Annotated in this window: 23 protein-coding genes; 13 read left to right on the top strand and 10 right to left on the bottom strand. The window is 59.6% G+C overall.

The window, feature by feature from the left end; all coding sequences use genetic code 11:
• The first annotated feature begins 145 nt into the window (after positions 1 to 145).
• From ACQ4WP_RS01345 to ACQ4WP_RS01295, 11 genes are all read left to right on the top strand, one after another.
• Positions 146 to 916 carry a ParA family protein gene (locus ACQ4WP_RS01345; protein ID WP_010393800.1) on the top strand — a complete coding sequence of 257 codons (771 nt, stop codon included), beginning with the start codon at positions 146 to 148 and terminating at the stop codon, positions 914 to 916.
• Positions 917 to 981: 65 nt separating this feature from the next.
• A complete protein-coding gene (locus ACQ4WP_RS01340) occupies positions 982 to 1,866 on the top strand; it encodes a ParB/RepB/Spo0J family partition protein (protein WP_436518313.1) in 885 nt (294 codons plus the stop codon).
• A 270-nt stretch (positions 1,867 to 2,136) separates the two neighbouring features.
• A complete protein-coding gene (locus ACQ4WP_RS01335) occupies positions 2,137 to 2,505 on the top strand; it encodes an ATP synthase subunit I (RefSeq protein ID WP_289950426.1) in 369 nt (122 codons plus the stop codon).
• Positions 2,506 to 2,556: 51 nt separating this feature from the next.
• Positions 2,557 to 3,366 carry a F0F1 ATP synthase subunit A gene (atpB, locus tag ACQ4WP_RS01330; protein WP_436518312.1) on the top strand — a complete coding sequence of 270 codons (810 nt, stop codon included), beginning with the start codon at positions 2,557 to 2,559 and terminating at the stop codon, positions 3,364 to 3,366.
• 59 nt (positions 3,367 to 3,425) lie between these two features.
• The gene (gene atpE, locus ACQ4WP_RS01325; RefSeq protein ID WP_034752695.1) at positions 3,426 to 3,704 is read left to right on the top strand and encodes a F0F1 ATP synthase subunit C; all 279 of its coding nucleotides are present in this window, start codon (positions 3,426 to 3,428) and stop codon (positions 3,702 to 3,704) included.
• 43 nt (positions 3,705 to 3,747) lie between these two features.
• Positions 3,748 to 4,218: a F0F1 ATP synthase subunit B gene (locus ACQ4WP_RS01320; RefSeq protein WP_034752697.1), complete on the top strand. Its 471-nt coding sequence runs from the start codon at positions 3,748 to 3,750 to the stop codon at positions 4,216 to 4,218.
• Positions 4,219 to 4,220: 2 nt separating this feature from the next.
• Complete coding sequence (locus ACQ4WP_RS01315; protein ID WP_010393786.1) at positions 4,221 to 4,766, top strand: F0F1 ATP synthase subunit delta; 546 nt, start codon at positions 4,221 to 4,223, stop codon at positions 4,764 to 4,766.
• A gap of 78 nt (positions 4,767 to 4,844) precedes the next feature.
• Entirely contained in the window at positions 4,845 to 6,386 is a 1,542-nt protein-coding gene (gene atpA, locus ACQ4WP_RS01310; protein ID WP_071080007.1) for a F0F1 ATP synthase subunit alpha, read from the top strand.
• A 62-nt stretch (positions 6,387 to 6,448) separates the two neighbouring features.
• Positions 6,449 to 7,324 carry a F0F1 ATP synthase subunit gamma gene (gene atpG / locus ACQ4WP_RS01305; RefSeq protein WP_101483363.1) on the top strand — a complete coding sequence of 292 codons (876 nt, stop codon included), beginning with the start codon at positions 6,449 to 6,451 and terminating at the stop codon, positions 7,322 to 7,324.
• A 29-nt stretch (positions 7,325 to 7,353) separates the two neighbouring features.
• Entirely contained in the window at positions 7,354 to 8,754 is a 1,401-nt protein-coding gene (atpD, locus tag ACQ4WP_RS01300) for a F0F1 ATP synthase subunit beta (protein WP_071080005.1), read from the top strand.
• Positions 8,755 to 8,816: 62 nt separating this feature from the next.
• Positions 8,817 to 9,236, top strand: a complete 420-nt coding sequence (locus ACQ4WP_RS01295) for a F0F1 ATP synthase subunit epsilon (protein WP_065307860.1) — start codon at positions 8,817 to 8,819, stop codon at positions 9,234 to 9,236.
• A gap of 90 nt (positions 9,237 to 9,326) precedes the next feature.
• Here the strand turns inward: ACQ4WP_RS01295 and rsgA are convergent, their stop codons facing one another.
• From rsgA to ACQ4WP_RS01260, 7 genes are all read right to left on the bottom strand, one after another.
• On the bottom strand, positions 9,327 to 10,382 hold the full coding sequence (rsgA, locus tag ACQ4WP_RS01290) for a ribosome small subunit-dependent GTPase A (RefSeq protein ID WP_436518311.1): 1,056 nt from the start codon (positions 10,380 to 10,382) through the stop codon (positions 9,327 to 9,329).
• Between the two features lie 264 nt (positions 10,383 to 10,646).
• Entirely contained in the window at positions 10,647 to 11,201 is a 555-nt protein-coding gene (locus ACQ4WP_RS01285; protein ID WP_436518310.1) for a hypothetical protein, read from the bottom strand.
• A 69-nt stretch (positions 11,202 to 11,270) separates the two neighbouring features.
• On the bottom strand, positions 11,271 to 11,636 hold the full coding sequence (speD, locus tag ACQ4WP_RS01280) for an adenosylmethionine decarboxylase (protein WP_436518309.1): 366 nt from the start codon (positions 11,634 to 11,636) through the stop codon (positions 11,271 to 11,273).
• Between the two features lie 2 nt (positions 11,637 to 11,638).
• Complete coding sequence (locus ACQ4WP_RS01275) at positions 11,639 to 11,809, bottom strand: hypothetical protein (RefSeq protein ID WP_436518308.1); 171 nt, start codon at positions 11,807 to 11,809, stop codon at positions 11,639 to 11,641.
• The gene (locus tag ACQ4WP_RS01270) at positions 11,806 to 13,269 is read right to left on the bottom strand and encodes a DUF4178 domain-containing protein (RefSeq protein ID WP_436518307.1); all 1,464 of its coding nucleotides are present in this window, start codon (positions 13,267 to 13,269) and stop codon (positions 11,806 to 11,808) included. The genes ACQ4WP_RS01275 and ACQ4WP_RS01270 overlap by 4 nt, the downstream gene beginning before the upstream one ends.
• A gap of 10 nt (positions 13,270 to 13,279) precedes the next feature.
• Positions 13,280 to 14,326, bottom strand: a complete 1,047-nt coding sequence (locus tag ACQ4WP_RS01265; RefSeq protein ID WP_436518306.1) for an SPFH domain-containing protein — start codon at positions 14,324 to 14,326, stop codon at positions 13,280 to 13,282.
• A gap of 27 nt (positions 14,327 to 14,353) precedes the next feature.
• Positions 14,354 to 14,740 (bottom strand): DUF350 domain-containing protein, encoded by a 387-nt coding sequence (locus ACQ4WP_RS01260; protein WP_436518305.1) that lies wholly within the window; start codon positions 14,738 to 14,740, stop codon positions 14,354 to 14,356.
• A gap of 59 nt (positions 14,741 to 14,799) precedes the next feature.
• Between ACQ4WP_RS01260 and ACQ4WP_RS01255 the strand changes: the two genes are divergently transcribed.
• Positions 14,800 to 16,311, top strand: coding sequence for a polyamine aminopropyltransferase (locus tag ACQ4WP_RS01255; protein ID WP_436518304.1), 1,512 nt, complete (start codon positions 14,800 to 14,802; stop codon positions 16,309 to 16,311).
• Positions 16,311 to 17,942 (top strand): NAD(P)-binding protein, encoded by a 1,632-nt coding sequence (locus ACQ4WP_RS01250; protein ID WP_436518303.1) that lies wholly within the window; start codon positions 16,311 to 16,313, stop codon positions 17,940 to 17,942. Before ACQ4WP_RS01255 ends, ACQ4WP_RS01250 begins: the two co-directional genes overlap by 1 nt.
• A 49-nt stretch (positions 17,943 to 17,991) precedes the next feature.
• Here the strand turns inward: ACQ4WP_RS01250 and mmsB are convergent, their stop codons facing one another.
• The 3 genes from mmsB to chvE all read right to left on the bottom strand — a co-directional run bounded on the left by mmsB (position 17,992) and on the right by chvE (position 21,873).
• The gene (mmsB, locus tag ACQ4WP_RS01245) at positions 17,992 to 19,206 is read right to left on the bottom strand and encodes a multiple monosaccharide ABC transporter permease (protein ID WP_436518302.1); all 1,215 of its coding nucleotides are present in this window, start codon (positions 19,204 to 19,206) and stop codon (positions 17,992 to 17,994) included.
• Complete coding sequence (mmsA, locus tag ACQ4WP_RS01240; RefSeq protein WP_436518301.1) at positions 19,196 to 20,737, bottom strand: multiple monosaccharide ABC transporter ATP-binding protein; 1,542 nt, start codon at positions 20,735 to 20,737, stop codon at positions 19,196 to 19,198. Before mmsA ends, mmsB begins: the two co-directional genes overlap by 11 nt.
• A gap of 113 nt (positions 20,738 to 20,850) precedes the next feature.
• The gene (chvE, locus tag ACQ4WP_RS01235; RefSeq protein WP_223278970.1) at positions 20,851 to 21,873 is read right to left on the bottom strand and encodes a multiple monosaccharide ABC transporter substrate-binding protein; all 1,023 of its coding nucleotides are present in this window, start codon (positions 21,871 to 21,873) and stop codon (positions 20,851 to 20,853) included.
• Between the last annotated feature and the right edge of the window lie 143 nt (positions 21,874 to 22,016).

Here is a 22,016-nt window from a genome sequence, read left to right as displayed (position 1 = left end):
ATAATATAAATAGTTTATACGGTATAAATAATATAAACCGTATAAATGGTTTATATCGTATAAATGAAATAAACAGTATAAATCGTTTCGGTAAACATGCCGGGGCGCACGATGAAGTTTGCATCTCTTAACAACTAGAAGATACATGGCCAAAATTTTTTGTGTAGCAAATCAAAAGGGTGGTGTTGGTAAAACCACAACAAGCGTCAACCTCTCCGCCGGCCTGGCCAAGTTGAACCAGCGCGTGCTGCTGGTCGACCTCGACCCGCAGGGTAATGCGACCATGGGCGCCGGCATCAACAAGGCTGGCCTGAAGGCGTCCACCTATGAAGTCATGCTGGGCGAGTCCGATGTCAAGACGGCACGCCAGCGTTCGGAAGCGGGGCGTTTCGATGTCTTGCCGTCGAACCGCGAACTGGCCGGCGCCGAAGTAGAGATGGTCGAACTGGACAACCGCGAACGCCGCCTGAAGGAGGCGCTGGCCGAAGTCGACAGCGAATACGATTTCATCCTCGTCGATTGCCCGCCGGCATTGTCGATGCTGACCCTGAACGGCCTGTGCGCCGCGCATGGCGTGATCATCCCGATGCAGTGCGAGTACTACGCGCTGGAGGGCTTGTCCGACCTGGTCAACACCATCAAGAAGGTGCACGCCAACCTGAACCCCGATTTGAAGATCATCGGCCTGCTGCGCGTGATGTTCGATCCACGCATGACATTATCGCAACAAGTATCGGCGCAGCTGGAGCAGCACTTCGGCGACAAGGTCTTCAAGACCATCATCCCGCGCAACGTGCGCCTGGCCGAAGCGCCGTCGTACGGCTTGCCCGGCGTGACCTTCGACCCCAGCTCGAAAGGTGCCCAGGCGTATATCGCCTTCGGCGCCGAGATGGTTGAACGTATCAAACATATGTAAACAAAGGGCGAGCGACTCGCAAGGAATGATGTGAGCGCTTACTCTGAAAACACGATTAGGACAGCATGGCTACGAAAAAATTAAAAGGACTGGGTCGCGGACTCGACGCCCTGTTGGGCGGCGGCGGCGACTTCGCCAATCCGGACACGCATCAACCGTCGAACTTGCCTGTGTCGCAAATGCAAGCCGGCAAATACCAGCCGCGCACGCGCATGGACGAAGGGGCCTTGAATGAACTGGCCGCTTCGATCAAGGCGCAAGGACTGATGCAGCCGATCCTGGTGCGCCCGATCGGGCAAGACACCCTGAGCGGACTTGTTAAATATGAAATCATCGCCGGTGAACGCCGTTTCCGCGCCTCGCAACTGGCCGGCCTGACGGAAGTGCCGGTGCTGGTGCGCGATGTGGACGACCTGGCCGCCGCCGCCATGGCGCTGATCGAGAACATCCAGCGCGAAGACTTGAACCCGCTGGAAGAAGCGCAGGGCATCCACCGCCTGATCGCCGACTTCAATTTTACGCATGAGCAAGCGGCCACGGCGCTGGGACGTTCGCGCAGCGCCGTGTCGAACCTGCTCCGCCTGATGAATCTGGCCAGTCCCGTGCAGACCATGCTGATGGCCGGTGATATCGACATGGGCCATGCGCGCGCCTTGCTGGCGGTCGATGCGGCCAGCCAGATCACGCTGGCCAACCAGGTGGTGGCCAAGCGCCTGTCGGTGCGTGAAACGGAAAAGCTGGTCACGCGCACGGCCGAGGAAGCGGCCAACCCCGTCGAGCCGCGGCAAAAGGAAAAGTCTGGCGACATCGCCCGCCTGGAAGAAGAGTTGTCCGATGCGCTGGCCACGCCCGTGGTGTTCAAAATGGGCAACAAAGGCCGTGGCCAGTTGGTGATCGATTTTGCCGATCTTGACGTGCTCGATGGCTTGTTGACCCGCTTGCGTGGTTAAATAGCAAGCTGCAAAGACATGAGGAGCGTGGGTGTGGACAATCCGGCCATGCTTTCCAGATGCACCACGTGATTCCTTGATAACACGGCTGGAAGCGGCCAGACAAGCGACTTTGCCATATAGTGGTGCAAATGGCGGCGAATAGTCGGTAAAGCGTCAGTTTCACGCCGCAATCGCCCTGCTGCGGTGCAGCAACGTTTGACTCTATAGATCAAAGCCAACTATAATCCCGTGTCTTTGCGTGTGTAGATTTTTCTGGGAACCTGGCAATTGAGTGATTCACAACAAAGTATTGCCAAGCCCGTCTACAAAGTAGTTGCATTGCAGTTAGCAATCGCTATCAGCTTTGCCACAGTCACCCTGTTTTTCGGTGGCAGTGTCAGAGGCTGGTCCGCCGCATACGGCGGTGCTATCGCGGTCATCGGTAGCCTGGTGTATGCCCTGCTGGTCGTTCGCGGTTCTAGCGACGCCAATAAGGCATTCCGGGCGCATTTGCGCGCAGAAGTGATGAAAATATTTATCACAGCGGTGCTGTTTATATTGGCACTGGTGTTGTTTCAGTCGGCCGCCTGGTTATGGCTGATCTTGGGTTTCGCGGTGGCAACCTTAGCATACTGGTTTTCATTGCTCGCTGTTTAATCATTGGTTTTGGGGCCTGTTGTGCTCTGAAACGACAAATCTAAATTCATTATGACCACAGAACACGCTATTGAAGCGGGCCATGCTGCCCCGGCCAACGCTACAGAATACATCAGTCACCATCTGGCCCACCTGAAAAGTGCCGACGGCATGATCAATCTGGATACTTTCTGGATTTCGGCCATTCTGGGCTTTGTTTTCCTGGCTGTTTTCTATATGGCGTCGCGCCGCGCGACGGCTGGTGTCCCTGGCAAGTTGCAAAACTTCGTCGAAATGGTCATGGAAATCGTCAATGACACTATTAATGGGGCCTTCCACGCGAAAAGCAAGGTCATCGCACCGCTGGCCATCACAATTTTTGTCTGGGTCTGGCTGCTCAACGCGATGGACTTCCTGCCGGTTGACCTGTTGCCGAAGATCCTGAGCTGGTTTGGCGTGCATAAACTGCGCGCCGTGCCGACCGCCGACGTGAACCATACCTTCGCCATGTCGCTGTCGGTGGTGCTGTGCGTGATCGCCTTCTCGATCAAGGCCAAGGGCCTGGGCGGCTGGATCAAGGAACTGTTCACGGCACCGTTCCATGCAAATGGCTTGATCGCCACGATCGCCCTGGCACCTGTCAATTTCTTGCTGCAAATGGTTGAGTTGGTTGCAAAACTGATCTCCCTGTCGCTGCGACTGTTCGGCAATATGTATGCCGGCGAACTGATTTTCATCTTGATCGCGTTGTTGCCTTGGTGGGCACAGTGGGCGTTGGGTGGTCCATGGGCAATTTTCCATATCTTGATTGTAACTTTGCAAGCTTTTGTGTTTATGGCGTTGACGGTTGTGTATCTGAGCCTTGCGGTTGAGAAACATTAATCAGCAACTTTATATTTTGTTTTTTTAGTATCTTTCGTTTTTAAATTTAGGAGAATTTTATGCAAGCTCTGATCGCACAAGTACAAAGCATGACCGTTCTGGCAGCAGCAATCATCATCGGCCTGGCCGCAATCGGCACCGCTCTGGGCTTCGCTATCTTGGGTGGCAAATTCCTGGAAGCTTCGGCACGTCAACCAGAACTGATGCCACAACTGCAAACCAAGCTGTTCGTTATCGCTGGTCTGCTGGATGCCATCTCGATGATCGGCGTTGGTGTTGCTCTGCTGTACACGTTCGCTAACCCGTTCCTGTCCGCTCTGACGGCTGTTGCTCAGTAATTCGCTCCAACCCTAGGAGAAACTTTTAGTTAGGAGCAAAGGTATGGACATCAATATGTCGCTCATCGGCCAGATGATCACCTTCGCGGTGTTGGTCTGGTTCTCGATGAAGTTCGTATTTCCAGCGCTGAACAATGCGCTGGATGAGCGTGCCAAACGAATCGCGGATGGATTGGCTGCGGCCGATCAAGGTCAAGCTTCGATGGCTGTCGCTGAAAAGCGTGCGCAAGAGGCATTGAACAGTGCACGTGAAGAAGCGTCGCAACGCGTTGCGGACGCTGAAAAGCGCGCGCAGCTGGTTGCTGAAGAGATCAAGCAAAATGCACAAGCTGAAGCTGCGCGTATCATCGCGCAAGCCCAGTCGGACGCCGAACAGCAACTGTCGAAAGCACGCGAACAATTGCGCGCTCAGGTGGCTGACCTGGCTGTCAAGGGTGCCGAGCAGATCTTGAAGCGTGAAGTCAACGCTACGGCTCACGCCGAAATGTTGCAGCGTCTTGCTGTCGAGCTGTAATCATGGCAGAACTCGCAACCGTCGCCCGTCCCTACGCGGAAGCTTTGTTCCGCGTAGCCCAAGCTGGTAAGGAGTCAAGCAACCTCGCGGCGTGGTCCGAACTGGTGTCCGAACTGGCACAGATCGGTAGCCACCCCGAGGTACAGGCGTACGCGCGCAATCCGAAAGTTTCGGAAAGCGACGTCGCCGCCACCATCCTGTCGTTGTTGAAATCGCCGCTCAATGAAGAAGTGAAAAACTTCGTCACGTTGTTGATCGAAAATGGCCGCATCAGCCTGCTGCCGGAAATCGGCGCGCAATTCCATACCTTGAAAAACGGTCTGGAAGGTGCGGCTGACGCCGAGATCACGAGCGCTTTCGATCTGAGCGAAGGCCAAACGGCCGAGCTGGTCGCAACGCTGGAAAAGAAATTCAGTCGTAAGCTCAACCCTGCCGTCACAGTGGATCCATCGCTGCTCGGCGGCGTGCGCGTGGTTGTTGGCGACCAAGTGCTCGATACCTCGGTGCGCGCCAAGCTGCAGCAACTGCACGCTGCATTGGTGTCGTAAGACACGCGCTTCGGCAGGCCAGCTAAGACAGACCCTTACCCCTCGCGCAAGCTGAGAGAAACACTTTTAGGAGTTAGTATGCAACTCAACCCATCTGAAATCAGCGAGTTGATCAAGAGCCGGATCCAAGGTCTTGATGGCGGCGCTGAAGTGCGTAATCAAGGCACGGTTATTTCCGTCGCCGACGGTATCTGCCGCATCCACGGTTTGTCGGACGTGATGCAAGGCGAGATGCTGGAATTCCCAGGCAACACGTTTGGCCTGGCAATGAATCTGGAACGCGACTCCGTCGGTTCCGTGATTCTGGGTGCCTACGAGCACATCTCCGAAGGCGATACGGTGAAATGTACCGGCCGCATTCTGGAAGTGCCAATTGGTCCTGAGCTGCTCGGCCGCGTTGTCAACGCGCTGGGTCAGCCAATCGACGGCAAAGGCGCCATCGACACGAAACTGACGGCCGCGATTGAAAAAATCGCTCCGGGCGTGATCGCCCGTGAGTCCGTTTCGCAACCAATGCAAACCGGCCTGAAGTCGATCGATGCGATGGTTCCAGTTGGCCGCGGCCAGCGCGAACTGATCATCGGCGACCGTCAAACCGGCAAGTCGGCTGTGGCGATTGATGCGATCATCAATCAAAAAGGCCAGGGCATGAAATGTATCTACGTCGCGATTGGCCAAAAAGCCTCGTCGATCAAGAACATCGTGCGCTCGCTGGAACAGCACGGCGCGATGGAATACACCATCGTTGTCGCCGCTTCCGCTTCGGAATCGGCCGCCATGCAATACATCTCGCCGTACTCCGGTTGCGCCATGGGCGAATACTTCCGTGACCGCGGCGAAGATGCACTGATCGTCTACGATGATCTGTCCAAACAAGCTGTTGCATACCGTCAAATCTCGCTGCTGCTGCGCCGTCCACCAGGTCGCGAAGCGTACCCAGGCGACGTGTTCTACCTGCACAGCCGCCTGCTGGAACGCGCAGCACGCGTGAACGCCGACTACGTCGAGAAGTTCACCGACGGCGCCGTCAAAGGCAAGACCGGTTCCCTGACGGCTCTGCCGATCATTGAAACGCAAGCTGGCGACGTGTCCGCATTCGTTCCAACCAACGTGATTTCGATTACCGACGGTCAGATCTTCCTGGAAACCTCGCTGTTCAACGCTGGTATCCGTCCTGCAATTAACGCCGGTATTTCCGTATCGCGCGTCGGTGGCGCCGCCCAGACCAAGGTCATCAAAAACCTGTCCGGCGGTATCCGTACCGACTTGGCGCAGTACCGTGAATTGGCCGCGTTTGCGCAGTTCGCATCCGACCTGGATGAGTCGACCCGCAAGCAGCTGGACCGTGGTGCCCGCGTCACGGAATTGCTCAAGCAAGCCCAGTACTCGCCACTGTCGATCTCGCTGATGGCCGTATCGCTGTTCTCGGTGAACAAAGGCTTCATGGACGACGTGCCAGTCAAGCAAGTGCTGTCGTTCGAAGCTGGTGTCCACGCTTACATGAAGACCAAGCAAGCTGCTCTGCTGGCCAAGATCGAAGAAACCAAGCAACTCGACAAAGACAGCGAAGCAACTCTGTCGGCGGCCATTGCTGATTTCAAGAAATCCGGCGCATATTAAGCGGCCAGGCGGCGCCCACCTCGAGTGAGGCGCCGCCCTACGCGCAGAAGGAGTAAGGACTCATGGCATCAAGCAAAGAGATACGAGGCAAGATCAAGAGCGTAGAGAATACGAAGAAGATCACCAAGGCGATGGAAATGGTCGCCGCGTCCAAAATGCGCAAGGCGCAAGACCGGATGCGGGCCGCCCGTCCCTATAGTGACAAGATTCGCAATATCGCCGCCAATCTGGCGACCGCCAATCCGGAATACACGCACCCGTTCCTGGCAGCTGCCCAGGGTACGCAAGCGAAGGCAGTGGGTTTCATCGTTGTCACGACCGACAAGGGTCTGTGCGGCGGCATGAACACCAACATCCTGCGCCAGGTGACGTCGAAGTCGCGCGAGCTGGAAGCAGCTGGCAACCGGATTGAAGCAGTTGCCATCGGTAACAAGGGTTTGGGTTTTTTGAATCGCATCGGCGTCAAGATCATCGCGCACGCCATTCAAACCGGTGATACGCCCCATCTGGACAAATTGATCGGACCCGTCAAGGTCATGCTCGAAGAGTTCCAGGCAGGCAAGATCGATGCAGTGTACCTGTGCTACACCAAATTCATCAACACGATGAAACAGGAACCAGTCGTGGAGCAATTGCTGCCCCTGACGGCCGACAAGATGGTCGCCGACAAGGGCGCCCACACGTGGGATTATATCTACGAGCCGGATGCGCAAAGCGTGATCGACGAATTGCTGGAGCGCTATGTAGAAGCGCTGGTGTACCAGGCAGTCGCGGAGAATCTGGCGTCCGAGCAATCGGCACGGATGGTCGCGATGAAAGCTGCAAGCGACAACGCGGGTAGTGTGATCGGCGAACTGAAGCTGATCTACAACAAGACCCGCCAAGCTGCGATTACCAAAGAACTCTCCGAAATCGTCGCCGGTGCGGCTGCGGTTTAAACGAATTTAACTATATTGAAGGAACGAACATGGCTGATGGCAAAATCGTTCAGTGTATCGGCGCTGTGGTGGACGTTGAGTTTCCCCGCAACGCGATGCCTAAGGTATTTGATGCCTTGAAGATGGCAGGCTCGGAACTGACCCTGGAAGTACAACAGCAGTTGGGTGACGGCATTGTGCGTACCATTGCACTCGGCACGTCCGATGGCTTGCGTCGCGGCATGATGATCCAGAACACCGGCAAACCTATCATGGTGCCAGTCGGTAAAGCAACCCTGGGTCGTATCATGGACGTGCTGGGTAACCCGATTGACGAATGCGGCCCAGTGTCGCACGAGCAAGTCGCGTCGATCCACCGCACGGCTCCTGCATACGACGAACTGTCGCCATCGCAAGAACTGCTGGAAACCGGCATCAAGGTGATCGACCTGGTGTGCCCGTTTGCAAAAGGCGGTAAAGTTGGTCTGTTCGGCGGCGCTGGCGTGGGCAAGACCGTCAACATGATGGAATTGATTAACAACATCGCCAAAGCGCACAGCGGCGTGTCCGTGTTCGCCGGTGTCGGTGAGCGTACGCGTGAAGGTAACGACTTCTACCACGAGATGGCTGACGCGAAAGTGGTCGATCTGGAAAACCCGGAGAACTCCAAAGTAGCGATGGTCTACGGTCAGATGAATGAACCGCCAGGTAACCGTCTGCGCGTCGCGCTGACCGGCCTGACGATCGCTGAATCGTTCCGTGATGAAGGCAAGGACGTTCTGTTCTTCGTCGACAACATCTACCGCTTTACGCTGGCTGGTACCGAAGTATCGGCACTGCTGGGCCGTATGCCGTCGGCTGTGGGTTACCAACCAACCCTGGCTGAAGAAATGGGCCGTCTGCAAGAGCGTATCACCTCGACCAAGACCGGTTCGATCACCTCGATCCAGGCCGTCTACGTTCCTGCCGATGATTACACCGATCCATCGCCTGCTACCACGTTTGCTCACTTGGATTCGACCGTTGCGCTGTCGCGTGACATCGCTTCCCTGGGTATCTACCCAGCCGTGGACCCACTCGATTCGACCTCGCGTCAGCTCGATCCGTTGATCGTTGGTCAAGAGCACTATGACACCGCGCGTGCCGTGCAAACGACCCTGCAACGCTACAAGGAATTGCGCGACATTATCGCGATTCTGGGTATGGACGAGCTGGCACCGGAAGACAAACTGCTGGTTGCCCGTGCACGTAAGATGCAACGTTTCCTGTCGCAGCCTTTCCACGTCGCTGAAGTCTTTACCGGCGCGCCTGGTAAATACGTTTCGCTCAAAGACACGATCAAGGGCTTCAAAATGATCGCTTCGGGCGAACTCGATCACCTGCCGGAACAAGCGTTCTACATGGTCGGCACGATCGAAGAAGCAATCGAAAAAGCCAAGAAACTTAACTAAGTTAAGTCTGGGCCTAACCCCGCCTCTTACCAGGCGGGGTTCTTCAACCCGATAGGACACACATGGCACACACAATTCACGTTGACGTGGTTTCCGCTGAAGAACTGATTTTTTCAGGCGAAGCAGAATTCGTCGCGTTGCCGGGTGAACAGGGCGAGCTGGGTATCTACCCACGCCACACGCCTTTGATTACCCGCATCCGTCCGGGCGCGGTCCGCATCAAGGTAGTCGGCCAGGCTGAAGAAGAATTCGTCTTCGTTGCTGGCGGTCTGCTGGAAGTGCAACCGGACACCGTGACCGTCCTGGCCGATACCGCGATCCGCGGTCACGACCTGGATGAAGCGAAAGCGCTGGAAGCGAAGAAGTTGGCGGAAGAAAATATCCACAACAAGGATTCGGGCATCGACTACGCGCAAGCGCAAGCCGAGCTGGCCAGCGCGATTGCGCAACTGGCAGCGATCCAGAAGCTGCGCAAGCATTAATTTGCTCGCACGCAGTAGTAAAAAAGGCAGCCTGCGGGCTGCCTTTTTTTTCAGCAAAACTAACTTTAGTAAAACTAATTTCAGTAAAAGTTAACGGCGCTTGTCTTTTCCCCTTTCCAGCCCCGCCTTCAATATCGTCTTCCACTTGGCGCGCGCGCTAATGCGCTCGAGCGGCGATTCCTCGCTACGGCGGGCGTCGCGCAGCAGCTTGTGATAATTGCGCAAGCGGTCCGTATCGACGGCGCCGCGCACGGCGCAACCGGGCTCGCTCGTGTGCCGGCAATCGCGGAACTGGCAAGTGGATGCCAGTTCCGCGATGTCATCAAACGTGGCCGCCAGGGTGTCCGCATCGGCATCCGCGCGCCAGCTGCGCAAGCCCGGCGTGTCGATGATGCAGGCGCCGCTGGAGCACAGGTGCAAGGAACGCGCCGTCGTCGTATGCCGGCCGCGTCCATCGCCATGGCGCACGCCGTTGCTTGCCTGCTGCGTCGCGCACAGGGTATTGGTCAGGCTGGATTTGCCGGCGCCCGATGAACCGAGCAGCACCAGGGTCTGGCCGGCGTCCAGCCAGGGTTCCAGGATGGCTACGTCATACACATGGCGCGTATCGATGGCAAACAGCGGCACGTGGGACGGCAGACGGTGTTTGAACTGCGCCAGTTTGCCCGGCACGTCGTCGGCCACGTCGGCCTTGCTGAGCACCACCACGGGGTTGACCTGGGCCGCCAGCACGATGGCCAGATAGCGTTCCAGGCGGCGCGGGTTGAAGTCCTGGTCCAGCCCCATCACCAGCAGGGCCGTGTCGACATTGCTGGCGAGTACCTGGCGACGGCCGTCATTGCCGCGCCGCGCGATCTGCGTGACTGGGGATAAGTGTGCCGTTATCCACAGCGCGCCGTGAAGATCGTGTTCGGCAGCGATCCAGTCGCCGACCGTGAGCACGTTGTCCTGCGCCTGCAGCAAGCGCGGCAGGATGCGTGCCGGGTGTTCCTTGATGCCGTCGTGCACGCCGATGCTGTCGCGGTGGACGGCGCTTACGCGCATCAGCTGCGCGGTGGGGGAAGATACGTCGAGTTGGGTGGCTGCGCCGGCGATGGCCTGCTGCAGCCCGATAAGACGTAGTTGCGCAAAATCGAATGCGATCATGGTAGCGTGATTCCAAATTCTGTCGTCCGCGTACGGACGTGAAGCCTGCGCGTGCAGGCACCGCCAGTCGCCATGACTGGCACGAAAGAAGGGGACGTCGGCTACGCGATCACGCGTATGGGGAATTGCGAGCTAAGGGGCTTAGCGGGGAAAAACAGTGATCAGGCAGCCGACAGCACGGCAGTATCCGAATGGCGCATGTTGTCTACTCCTGTTGTGTGATGTAAAACGCCAGTGTGCCAGCGGCGTGCGCCGCCGTCAACCTTAGCTGCACATACCGTAGGCGCTGCGCTCGGGGAAATAGCGGTAGGTAAACGTGCGCACCGGGTAGCGCTTGCCGGCGACGAGCATGTCGGGCATCGACAAATCAAAGCGCTGCGGTAGCTGGCGTGGCAGTTGCAGGCGCAGCCGCCACTGGGTTTCCTTGCTATTGCCGACGGCGGCAAACATGATGGGCAGTTTTTCGATGACGTCGACGATTTCCGCTTTCCGGTTCATGCCGCGCTGGTAGATGGTCAGCACTTTCGCCTCGGCGAACGGCTGCTTGTGCGGTTCCTCCAGCAGGAAGGACAGGCGCGTAAAACTGGCTTGCGTACCGATGGGCAAGGTAAAGATCAGCGCCAGCTCCGTGCCGCCTTCCTTCAAGGTGACGGGTGGCGTGGCATACACGCTGATACCGCGCGGCAGCTCGAAACGCGAGCCCTCCGTCCACGTCTTGCACTCGGGCGTGGTGGCCTGGTACAGGCTCGGTGCCGTGTAGTCATCGCAGGCGGTGACGAGCAGTAACAGTGGCAGCAGGGACAGGGCGGAACGGCGCATGGGAGTCACGGTTGGAGGATGAGCCGACAGTGTAAGCGATCCCCTCGTGATCCACCAGTGACGCCAGGCCTACCCGGGCGGGGCGCGCCGCACGGACTGCAGCTGGCAGTGCGCCGCCTGCAGCGCTTCCTTGATGACGTCCAGCGCCAGTTGCGGCCGCGCCGCGCCGCACATGAAGATATCGACGGCGGCAAAGCTGCATTCCGGCCAGGTGTGGATGGAAATGTGCGATTCGGCCAGCAGCACCACGCCGGTGACGCCCTGGCCGGCGCCAAAGCTGTGGAAATGGCTGTGCAGCACCTGCGCGCCGGCCGTGACGGCCGCGCCGCGCAGCAGGCGCTCGAGCACGGCGCCGTCGCGCAGGCGTTCCGGCGCGATGCCCGACAGGTCGGCCAGCAAATGGGTGCCCAGAGGCAGATGCGGTGTGGCTGCCATGCTTACTTGTGGCTGCCGCCGCTGGAGCCGCCGCCATAGCTGCCGCCGCCGCTGCCCGTGCGCGAACTCCAGCTGCCGCTGCTGCCGCTGCCGGCTACCTTGAACATGCGCACCCAATTGGCGGCCGTGACACTGAAGGTCACCATCAAGGCATAGATCACGTATTTACTCATGGAGGATTCTTTGCATTCTTGTCGAGGAAAACGGCGGGCAGGAACAGCGCCAGGCAGCCCAGCAAACTCCACATCAAGGTGCTGGAGAACGAGACAAACATCGGGATCGCATTCAAGACCAGCACGATGATGATGAAGACCTTGGCGATGCCGCGGTGGCTCAGCTGGATATTCTGCACTTTGGTGCCGCCATGGAAGGCGGCGCCGAACCAGGCGGCCATCTGGTCATAGGCGACGGGTACGGAGCGCGACCACGTCATTTCTTCGCTGGTGATTTCCGCCGCCAGCTTGGTCTGCCCCTGTTCGAATTCATGGACGCGCGTGCTGTCGCCGACGGCCACCTTCCAGTTGAAGGCGCCCGCCGCATACACCACCTGCGAGCCGTAGTCATACAGTTTGCGGTAGCTGGCGCCATCGAGCGTGCAGGTATCGGCGTCCAATGACGTCCAGTTGGGCCAGTTCGGCAGCACGTTGGAGCGCGACCAGCCGTCGTCCGTCTCCACCAGCCAGAAGAAGCCGGCGCGCGCGTTGTACAACAGGTATTCGTTCCATTCACTGCCCTCGTCGTCGGCGCGGCGCATCATGCCGATGACCGTGAAATCGACATTGCTGATCTTCGCGCTGGCGCCCAGCTCCAGCGTGATGTCGGCGTTGTCGTGCACCTGCTTGCCGATGGCCAGCACTTGCGCTTCCGGGCCGCTGGCGTCGAGCTGCGCGTGGCAGGCGGGACACACCAGCTGCGCCGCCGCGCCGGGCACGTAGTTGATGCCGCTGCCACAGGACGGGCAGTCAAGCGCATCGAGCTTGCCGCGGTACTTGCCGGCGCTTTTGGCAATGGCATCGTCATCGCGCAGCAGCTGGCACTGCAAGCCATCCAGCGTGACGGCGACACCCTGGTAGACGACCGGTTGTGGGCCATCCGTGTAATCGAGCGTGATAAAGCTGGCGTAGTTGCGGAAGTCTGCCACCTGGATGCGCCAGCCCGCGCCTACCTTGAACGGCAATTCACCCTGGCCTGCGATGCATTCGGCATTGCGGATCTCGGCCGCCGTGTACTGCTCGCCGCAGAGCGTATAGCGCTTGCCCGGCGCCAGCTCGCCAAAGACGGGCAGGGCGTCTTGCGTGCTGCGCTCACGCGTCAGCGTGTACAGGCCGGACGAGTCGCCCAGCCAGGCCGTGCTGGCGTCGTCGAACAGCAGATACCACTCGTTCCACGTGCCGGCGCTGTAGCGCTGCTGGATGCGTCCGACGACCGTGAAGTGGATACCGTCGTGCACGCCGGCCGTGCCGATCTGGATCGGTGTATAGTCTTCCAAGACGGCCGACATCTTGCCCACGTCCCTGACGGAGTCGGCGTCCTTGAGGATGGTGCTATTGCAGTACTCGCACACGGCGAGCACGGAAGCGTGCGAGCGGAAACGAACTTCCGCGCCGCAGCTGGGACAGGAAACAGTTTGCATGCAGTCGCGCTTAGCCGATCAGTTTTTTCAGCAGTTCAGCCTTGGCGCCGTCGTAGTCGGCCGGCGAAATGAGGCCCTTGTCGAGCAAGCCTTTGAGCTTTTCCAGGCGCGCCTCGATCGGTTCTTCCACGGGAGCCGGTGGCGCCGCAGGCGGTGCGGCCGGGGCAGGTGCCGGCTGCTGTAGCGCTCCGCCCATGCTTTGCGCCATCACCTGGCCGATCGACAGCCCTGCGCCGAGGCCCGCGCCGATGCCGGCCATGCCGCCTTCGTTCTGCGCCGCCAGCGGGATCGCGTTGGCGACCTGGAATTTCGTATAGCCGCTCATCTTGTCGGCGCCCAGGCCACCCTTCATGCCGGCGGAAATGCGCTCGTCGAGCGCCGCCTGCAATTCCTCGGGCAAGCTGATGCTGGCCACGTTGAATTCATCGAGGCCCACGCCATAGCGGGCGAAGGCCTGCGCCAGGCCATCCTTGACCTCTTGCGCCATCAGCGCCTGGTTGGCCGCCATGTCGAGGAAGGGGACATTCGCGCCGCCCAGCGAGCTGGCCATGCTCGACATCAAAATGCCGCGCAATTGATCTTCCACCTCGTCGCGCGTATAGACTTCGCGCGTGCCGCTGATCTCGGTGAAGAAGGTGCGGGCGTCGGCGATGCGGTACGAGTACATGCCGAAGGCGCGCACGCGGATCATGTCGAAATCCTTGTCGCGGATGGTGATCGGCTGCGGCGTGCCCCACTTGCGGCCCGTCTGCACGCGGGTACTGAAGTAATACACGTCGGACTTGAAGGGCGAATCGAATAGCTTGTCCCAGTTTTTCAAGTTGGTCAGCAACGGTAAAGTTTGCGTCGTCAGCTTGTGCGTGCCGGGGCCGAAGACGTCGGCGATCTTGCCTTCGTTGACGAAGACGGCGACCTGCGATTCGCGCACATTCAGGATGGCGCCGTTCTGGATTTCGAAATCCTGCATGGGAAAACGCCAGGCCAGCACGCCTTCCGTCTCTTCGTTCCACTGCAGTACGTCGATAAACTGCTTCTTGATAAAGCTGCCGAGGCTCATGATGGTGTCCTTGAATGGGGTGAAACGTCAGGAAATGCAGGCGGCGTTGATGGCGCCGGTCGACAGGGAAATGGCGGCCAGCAAGCCGCCGAAGGCGCTGTTGTTCGATTCGATCTGGTCCTTCGACATGCGCAGCAGGCGCGTGGTGACCACATAGGCGAGCAATTGCACCACCATGGCGCCAAAGGCCCAGGCGAAGAACTGCTGGTAGTCGGCCGTGTGCATCAGCGAGGAGGCGATGGTGGCGGAAAAGCCCAGCAGGGCGCCGCCCAGCGACAGGGCCGCCGCCTGGTTGCCCTGGCGGATCAGCAGCACTTCGTTATATGGCGTGACGCGCGTGTAGATGATAAAAAAGGCAATCAGCAGCGCGGCGGCCAGTATAAGATGGATCAGATAGTTTAGGATGGCGGGCACGGCTTTCCTCGCAATGAGTATTTGATAACGTCAACGCATATTAGAACAAAAAAAGTCCCATGAACAAAAAGATTCTGATTTTGTCTGTCTTCGTGGTCGCCTCCTGCGGCCTCGCGTATGAACTAATCGCTGGCGCCATGTCCAGCTACCTGCTCGGCGACTCCATCCTGCAGTTTTCCACCATCATTGGCTGCTACTTGTTCGCGATGGGTGTGGGCGCTCACTTTTCAAAGTATGTAAAGGACGACGACGTACTTTCGCGCTTCGTCGATATCGAACTGGCCGTGGGCCTGATCGGTGGCCTGTCGGCCGCCATCCTGTTCATGACCTTTTCGTGGATGGCCGCGCCATTTCGCACCTTATTGTATGTGATGGTGTTCCTGATCGGCGCACTGGTCGGCATGGAAGTGCCGCTGGTGATGCGCGCCCTGAACACGCGCCAGACGGAATTTTCTGAACTGGTCAGCCGTGTGCTCACCTTCGACTACCTGGGCGCGCTGGCCGTTTCCCTGCTGTTTCCGCTGGTGCTGTCGCCGTACCTGGGACTGGTGCGCACGGGCTTTTTGTTCGGCATGCTCAACGTGGGCGTGGGCCTGTGGAGCATCTATGTGTTCCGCGCGGAGCTGAAAAACCTCACGGGGCGCTTCCTGCGCGCCTGCGCCGTGATGCTGCTGCTGATCGCCGGCTTTGCCATGTCGGACCGCATGGTGGCCTGGGGCGAACATGGCCTGTTCGGCGATCAGATCGTGTATTCCACCACCACGCCCTACCAGCGCCTGGTGATCACGCGCTGGAAGGACGATACGCGCTTGTACATCAATGGCAACCTGCAGTTTTCCTCGCGCGACGAGTACCGCTACCACGAGGCGCTGGTGCACCCCGTGCTGGAAGCCTTGCCTTGGGCGCGCCGCGTGCTGGTGCTGGGTGGCGGCGATGGCCTCGCCCTGCGCGAAATCCTGCGTTATCCACAGATCGAGCACGTCACCGTGGTGGATCTCGACCCCGCCATGACGGCCGCGTTTACCACGCGCCCGGAACTGGCAAAATTGAATAACAGTGCGTTCTCGGACAAGCGCGTCACCGTCGTCAATGCCGATGCCGCCGTCTGGCTGCGCAATAACGGTGACATGTTCGACGCGGCCATCGTCGATTTCCCCGATCCGTCCAGCTTCGCGCTCGGTAAACTGTACTCCGTGCCGTTCTACGACCTGGTGAAAAAGCACCTGGCGGCCAAGGGCTTGATGGTGGTGCAATCGACGTCGCCCTTCTTTGCCCCGCACGCCTACTGGACCATCAATTCGACTTTACGCGAAGTGGGCATGCGCACCTGGCCCTACCACGCCTACGTGCCCTCGTTCGGCGAATGGGGTTTTATTCTGGCCTCGCCCCAGCTCGACTACACACCGCCGACGAAATACCGCCTGCCGATGCGCTACCTGAATGCGGATACCACGCGCGAGATGTTCATCTTCCCGCCCGACATGCAGCCGCTGCCGATGGCGCCGAATCGCTTGAATACCCAGTCGCTCGTGCATGAATTCGAGCAGGACTGGAACCGGGTGATCCGCTGATGCAGCGCCGCTCCTTCATGCTGTGGGCCGCTGGCGGCACGGCAGCGGCCGCCGCTGGCATCGGCAGCATCGCCGCGTATCTGCGCTGGCAGGAAATCACGCCGAAGGTGCTGTATCCGGGCCGTAGCGAGGGACATTATTTGCGCAAGCTGCTGCGCGAGCGCGCGGCGCTGCCGGCGCCTTCGGCAACCATTACCACGGATGTCGCCATCCTTGGCTCGGGCATCGCCGGCCTGACAGCGGCCTGGCGCCTGAATAAACTGGGACACACGGATTTCCTGATGATCGATGGGCCGCAGCCGTATGGCAATGCGGCGGGCGGCCATTTCGGCGAGCTGGCTTACCCGACCGGTGGTCATTACCTGCCGCTGCCTTCGCCCGAATCGACCCATGTGCGCGAAATCCTGGTTGACCTGGGGATTATCCAACGCGATCCGCAGGCGGAAAAACCATATTACGACGAGCGCTATATCCTGCACGCGCCGGAAGAACGCCTGCTGTTCAACGGCCAGTGGCAGGATGGCTTCATTCCCACCGAAGGCGTCTCTGCCGAAGAACTGGCGCAGCACGAGCGCTTCTTTGCGCAGGTGGCGCAGCTGCGCCAGGCGCGCGGCAATGACGGCAAGCGCGTGTTTGTCTTTCCCACCGTGGAATCGTCGCAAGACCCGGCCTGGCAGGCGCTCGATACCATCACGCTCAAAGCCTGGATGGAGCAGCACGGCTACACCTCGCCCACCCTGCACTGGTATTTGAACTACTGCTGCCGCGACGACTATGGCACGCGCTATGACCAGGTTTCGGCCTGGGCCGGCCTGCATTACTACTGCAGCCGCTGGGGGCAGGCGGCGAATGCCGGCAACGGCGCCTGGCTGACCTGGCCGGGCGGCATGCAGCCGGTCGCCACGGCCATGGAGCAAGTGTCGGGCGTGCGACGCAAGGCGGGCACGGTGGTTTCCGTGCAGACGACGGATAAGGGCGTGGAAGCGCTGTGCCTGGAACTGGTCGACGGCCGGCCGAATACTTACCTGGTCAAGGCGCGCAAGGCCATCTGCGCCATGCCACTGTATGTGGCGGCGCGCGTGGTGAAGAATATCGCCGACTATGGCTTTGACGCGAAGCGCGATACGCCCGCGTATGCGCCGTGGCTGGTGGCCAACTTCCTGCTCAAGCGCTTTCCCGATGAATTGCCGCATGCGCCCCTGTGCTGGGACAACGTGGTGTACCAGGAACCGGGCCTCGGCTATGTCGTCTCGACCCACCAGGATATCCGCGTGCGCCCGCCCGAGAAAACCGTCTTCAGCGCCTACGTGGCCCTGTCCGACCGCACGCCGCAGGAAGCCCGCAAGTGGCTCGATACGGCCACGCCTGAGGAGCTGCTGGCGCTGGCCAGCGTCGACCTGAAAACGGCGTATGGACGCGATTTTGCTAGCTGCGTCGAGCGCGTCGACATCACCGTGCGCGGCCATGCCATGGCCGCGCCGCTGCCCGGTTTTCGCAGCAATGCGGGGTTGAAGGCGCTGCGCGAACATGACGGCGCCATCCTCTTCGCGCATGCCGATTTATCGGGTTTTTCCGTGTTTGAAGAAGCGGCATGGTGGGGGGATCGCGCGGCGCGGCTGGCCGTCGTATAAAAAAGGCCGGCGCAAGCGCCGGCCTGAGCCCCCTAAGGCTCGAACCGGTCTACTTGTTCTTGTTGATGACGTCGATGAACACGGCCGCCAGCAGCACCAGGCCCTTGATCACCTGCTGGTAGTCGATGCCGATGCCCATGATGGACATGCCGTTGTTCATCACGCCCATGATGAAGGCGCCGATCACGGCCCCCATCACCTTGCCCACGCCACCCGAGGCCGAGGCGCCGCCGATGAAACAGGCGGCGATCACGTCCAGCTCGAAACCCGTGCCAGCCTTCGGCGTGGCCGTGTTCAGACGCGCCGCGAAGATCAGGCCGGCCAGCGCGGCCAGCATGCCCATGTTGACGAAGGTGTAGAAGCTGACCCGTTCCGTCTTGATGCCGGACAGGCGCGCCGCTTTTTCATTGCCGCCCACGGCATACACGCGTCGGCCCAGCACGGTGCGGTTGGTAATGAAGGTGTAGGCGACGATCAGGATCGACATCACGGCCAGCACGTTCGGGAAGCCGCGGTATGACGCCAGCAGGTAGCTGAAATACACCATCACGGCGGCGAAAATCGCGTTTTTCAGCAGGAAAAAGGCACGCGGCTCGTTTTCCATGCCGTGCTTCAGTTGCTTGGCGCGGCTGCGTAGCGAGGTGATGATGAGCGCCGCGGCGGCGATCACGCCCAGCAGCAGCGACAGGCCGCGCAGGTTTTCGCCGCCGAACGGATCAGGTAAAAAGCCCGAGCTCAGCATCTGGAAGCCTTCCGGGAAAGGGCCGACCGACTGGCCTGCCAGCAGAGCCAGGGTCAGGCCCTTGAACACCAGCATGCCGGCCAGGGTGACGATGAAGGACGGGATCTTGAAGAAGGCGACAAAATAGCCTTGCGCGCCGCCGATGACGGCGCCGGCCAGCAGGCAGAGGATGCTGGCGGCGACAAAATTCATGTTGTAGTTGACGATCAGGACGGCCGCCAGCGCGCCGACGAAGCCGACCACCGAGCCGACGGACAAATCGATATGGCCGGCCACGATGACCATCAGCATGCCCAGTGCCATGATGACGATGTAGCTGTTCTGCAGCACCAGGTTCGTCAGGTTGAGCGGCTGCATCAGGGTGCCGTCGGTCATGTACTGGAAAAAGCCCATGATGACGATCAGGGAGAGCAGCATGCCGTAGTCGCGCATATTGTTCTTCAAAAAGCCGGCGTAGCTTTTCGCTTCCGGCGCGGCCGCTGGCGCGCCGGCCGCCGTTCCCGCTGTCAGTTTATTGTCCATTGTTTTCTCCGTGTGTAACGATTGCGCGCATGATTCGCTCCTGCGATGCTTCTGCTGCGCTGAGTTCTGCCGCGAAGCGGCCTTCGTTCATGACATAGATCCGGTCGCACATGCCCAGCAACTCCGGCATTTCCGAGGAAATCATGATGATGCATTTGCCTTCGGCGGCCAGCTCGCTGATGATGCTGTAGATCTCATACTTGGCGCCCACGTCGATGCCGCGGCTCGGTTCATCGAGGATCAGCACGTCGGGGCGCGAAAACAGCCACTTTGCCAGCACCACTTTCTGCTGGTTGCCGCCGGACAGGTTGACCACCTTCTGCGCCACGCTCGAGCAACGGGTCTTGAGCTTGCGGCGGAACTCCTCGGCCACGCCGAATTCACGTTGCTCGTCGATCACCATGTGCTTTGAAATCGCGTCCAGGTTGGCCAGGCTGGTGTTCTTCTGGATGTCTTCCTCGAGGATCAGGCCCAGGCCCTTGCGGTCTTCCGTCACATACGCGAAGCCGTGGTCGATCGCCTTGCCGATGGTGCTGACGTCGATCTCCTGGCCATTCTTGAGCACCGTGCCGCTGATGCGCTGGCCATAGGCGCGCCCGAAAATGCTCATCGCCAGTTCCGTGCGCCCGGAGCCCATCAAGCCGGCGATGCCGATGATCTCGCCCTTTTTGGCGTGCATGTTGATGCCCTTGATGACGGGGCGGTCGGCATGCTCGGGATGAAACACGCGCCAGTCGCGCACTTCGAAAATGGTCTCGCCGATGGTGGGAGTGCGCGGCGGATAGCGGTCCGCCATCTCGCGTCCGACCATTTTTTCGATGATGCGGTCTTCGCTGACGGGTTCGACGCGGCAGTCGAAACTGTCGACCGTGTTCCCGTCGCGCAGCACCGTGATGGCATCGGCGACACGCGAGATTTCATTGAGCTTGTGCGAAATCAGGATCGAGGCGATGCCCTGGCTTTTCAGGTCCAGCAGCAGGTCGAGCAGGGCAGCGCTGTCGCTTTCGTTCAAGCTGGCCGTCGGCTCGTCGAGGATCAGCAGCTTGACGTCCTTGCACAGCGCCTTGGCAATTTCGATCAGCTGCTGCTTGCCCACGCCCAGGTTGGTGATCAGGGTGTCCGGGGACTCTTTTAGGCCGACTTTGTGCAGCAGTTCGCGCGTCTTCGTTTGCGCGTATTCCCAGTCGATGACGCCCATGCTGGACGGTTCGTTGCCGAGAAAGATATTTTCGGCGATCGACAGCAGCGGCACCAGCGCCAGTTCCTGGTGGATGATGATGATGCCGATTTCTTCGCTGTCCTTGATGCCGCGAAAGTGCCGCGTCTGGCCCAGGTAATCGATGTCGCCCGTATAGCTGCCATGGCCGTAGACGCCGCTCAGCACTTTCATCAGGGTCGATTTTCCGGCGCCGTTTTCGCCGACGATGGCGTGGATCTCGCCGCTGCGTACGCGCAGGTTGACATTGTCTAGCGCAACGACGCCCGGGAATGTTTTGCGTATCCCGCGCATTTCCAGGATATTGTTCGTCATATAACCTCTCTGGCACGGCCGCGCTGGTCGGCATCGGTCGTGCGGCAGTCTTGTTCTGGATATTGCATGAAGCGAAAGGCCCGGCATCGCCGGGCCTGCAGTACCGTGGATGCTTATTTCACTTGCGCTTCCGTGTAGTAGCCGCTGCCGGTGACGAGCACCTGCTTCCAGTTCGCCTTGTCGACGGTGACCGGTTTCAACAGGTAGGACGGCACGACTTTCACGCCGTTGTTATAGGTCTTGGTATCGTTGACGGTCGGCGTCTTGCCGCTCATCATCGCGTCGACCATGTTCGCCGTTACCTTGGCCAGTTCGCGCGTGTCCTTGAACACGGTCGATGCCTGCTCGCCGCGGATGATCGATTTCACCGACGGGATTTCCGCATCCTGGCCCGTCACGACGGGGAAGGGCTGTTTTGGCGTGCCGTAGCCGACGCCCTTGAGCGAGGACAGGATGCCGATGCTCAAGCCGTCATACGGCGACAGCACGGCGTCGACACGCGCATTGCCGTAGTAGGCGCTGAGCAGGTTGTCCATGCGCGCCTGCGCCACGGCGCCATCCCAGCGCAGGGTGGCGACCTTTTCCATGCCCATCTGTTTCGAGCGCACCACCAGCTTGCCGCTGTCGATGTACGGTTTCAGGACCGACAGCGCACCATTGTAGAAAAAGTGCGCGTTGTTGTCGTCGGCCGAGCCGCCGAACAGTTCGATATTGAACGGACCCTTGCCTTCTTTGAGTTTCAGCGCCGATTCGATATAGCCCGCTTGCAGCACGCCGACCTGGAAGTTGTCGAAGGTGGCGTAGTAATCGATGTTTTTCGTGCCGCGGATCAAACGATCATACGAAATGACCTTGATGCCCTTGTCGGCCGCCTTTTGCAGTACGTTCGACAAGGTGGTGCCGTCGATGGCGGCGATCACCAGCACCTTGGCGCCCTTGGTGATCATGTTTTCCACCTGCGCCAGCTGGTTCGGGATATCGTCGTCGGCAAACTGCAAGTCCGTCTTGTAGCCGCGCTCCTTGAATACCTTCACCATGTTGTCGCCGTCGGCGATCCAGCGCATGGACGACTTGGTCGGCATCGAGATGCCGATCGCGCCCTTGTCGGCGGCACTTGCCACCGGCATTACTGCCATGCCGGAGATGGCCAGCGCCAGGCTCGCGGTCAGCATTTTCATTGTTGTTTTCATTTCAGATCTCCACCGTCTTCGATAGTTGAATATGCCAGGGCCGTCGTCCCAGGGGGCGGGCTCCGTGCGGATGGCCGATTACAGGCCAC

This window comes from Janthinobacterium lyxosi, from assembly GCF_051380665.1.
Taxonomy (GTDB): domain Bacteria; phylum Pseudomonadota; class Gammaproteobacteria; order Burkholderiales; family Burkholderiaceae_D; genus Janthinobacterium.
This window is presented reverse-complemented; position numbering and strand designations above follow the sequence as displayed.

Excerpts from the sequence above, each read along its gene's own strand:
- ACQ4WP_RS01345 (WP_010393800.1), top strand. The coding sequence starts at position 146 with ATGGCCAAAATTTTTTGTGTAGCAAATCAAAAGGGTGGTGTTGGTAAA.
- ACQ4WP_RS01340 (WP_436518313.1), top strand. The coding sequence starts at position 982 with ATGGCTACGAAAAAATTAAAAGGACTGGGTCGCGGACTCGACGCCCTG.
- atpB (WP_436518312.1), top strand. The coding sequence starts at position 2,557 with ATGACCACAGAACACGCTATTGAAGCGGGCCATGCTGCCCCGGCCAAC.
- atpE (WP_034752695.1), top strand. The coding sequence starts at position 3,426 with ATGCAAGCTCTGATCGCACAAGTACAAAGCATGACCGTTCTGGCAGCA.
- ACQ4WP_RS01320 (WP_034752697.1), top strand. The coding sequence starts at position 3,748 with ATGGACATCAATATGTCGCTCATCGGCCAGATGATCACCTTCGCGGTG.
- ACQ4WP_RS01315 (WP_010393786.1), top strand. The coding sequence starts at position 4,221 with ATGGCAGAACTCGCAACCGTCGCCCGTCCCTACGCGGAAGCTTTGTTC.
- atpA (WP_071080007.1), top strand. The coding sequence starts at position 4,845 with ATGCAACTCAACCCATCTGAAATCAGCGAGTTGATCAAGAGCCGGATC.
- atpG (WP_101483363.1), top strand. The coding sequence starts at position 6,449 with ATGGCATCAAGCAAAGAGATACGAGGCAAGATCAAGAGCGTAGAGAAT.
- atpD (WP_071080005.1), top strand. The coding sequence starts at position 7,354 with ATGGCTGATGGCAAAATCGTTCAGTGTATCGGCGCTGTGGTGGACGTT.
- ACQ4WP_RS01295 (WP_065307860.1), top strand. The coding sequence starts at position 8,817 with ATGGCACACACAATTCACGTTGACGTGGTTTCCGCTGAAGAACTGATT.
- rsgA (WP_436518311.1), bottom strand. The coding sequence starts at position 10,382 with ATGATCGCATTCGATTTTGCGCAACTACGTCTTATCGGGCTGCAGCAG.
- ACQ4WP_RS01285 (WP_436518310.1), bottom strand. The coding sequence starts at position 11,201 with ATGCGCCGTTCCGCCCTGTCCCTGCTGCCACTGTTACTGCTCGTCACC.
- speD (WP_436518309.1), bottom strand. The coding sequence starts at position 11,636 with ATGGCAGCCACACCGCATCTGCCTCTGGGCACCCATTTGCTGGCCGAC.
- ACQ4WP_RS01275 (WP_436518308.1), bottom strand. The coding sequence starts at position 11,809 with ATGAGTAAATACGTGATCTATGCCTTGATGGTGACCTTCAGTGTCACG.
- ACQ4WP_RS01270 (WP_436518307.1), bottom strand. The coding sequence starts at position 13,269 with ATGCAAACTGTTTCCTGTCCCAGCTGCGGCGCGGAAGTTCGTTTCCGC.
- ACQ4WP_RS01265 (WP_436518306.1), bottom strand. The coding sequence starts at position 14,326 with ATGAGCCTCGGCAGCTTTATCAAGAAGCAGTTTATCGACGTACTGCAG.
- ACQ4WP_RS01255 (WP_436518304.1), top strand. The coding sequence starts at position 14,800 with ATGAACAAAAAGATTCTGATTTTGTCTGTCTTCGTGGTCGCCTCCTGC.
- ACQ4WP_RS01250 (WP_436518303.1), top strand. The coding sequence starts at position 16,311 with ATGCAGCGCCGCTCCTTCATGCTGTGGGCCGCTGGCGGCACGGCAGCG.
- mmsB (WP_436518302.1), bottom strand. The coding sequence starts at position 19,206 with ATGGACAATAAACTGACAGCGGGAACGGCGGCCGGCGCGCCAGCGGCC.
- mmsA (WP_436518301.1), bottom strand. The coding sequence starts at position 20,737 with ATGACGAACAATATCCTGGAAATGCGCGGGATACGCAAAACATTCCCG.
- chvE (WP_223278970.1), bottom strand. The coding sequence starts at position 21,873 with ATGGCAGTAATGCCGGTGGCAAGTGCCGCCGACAAGGGCGCGATCGGC.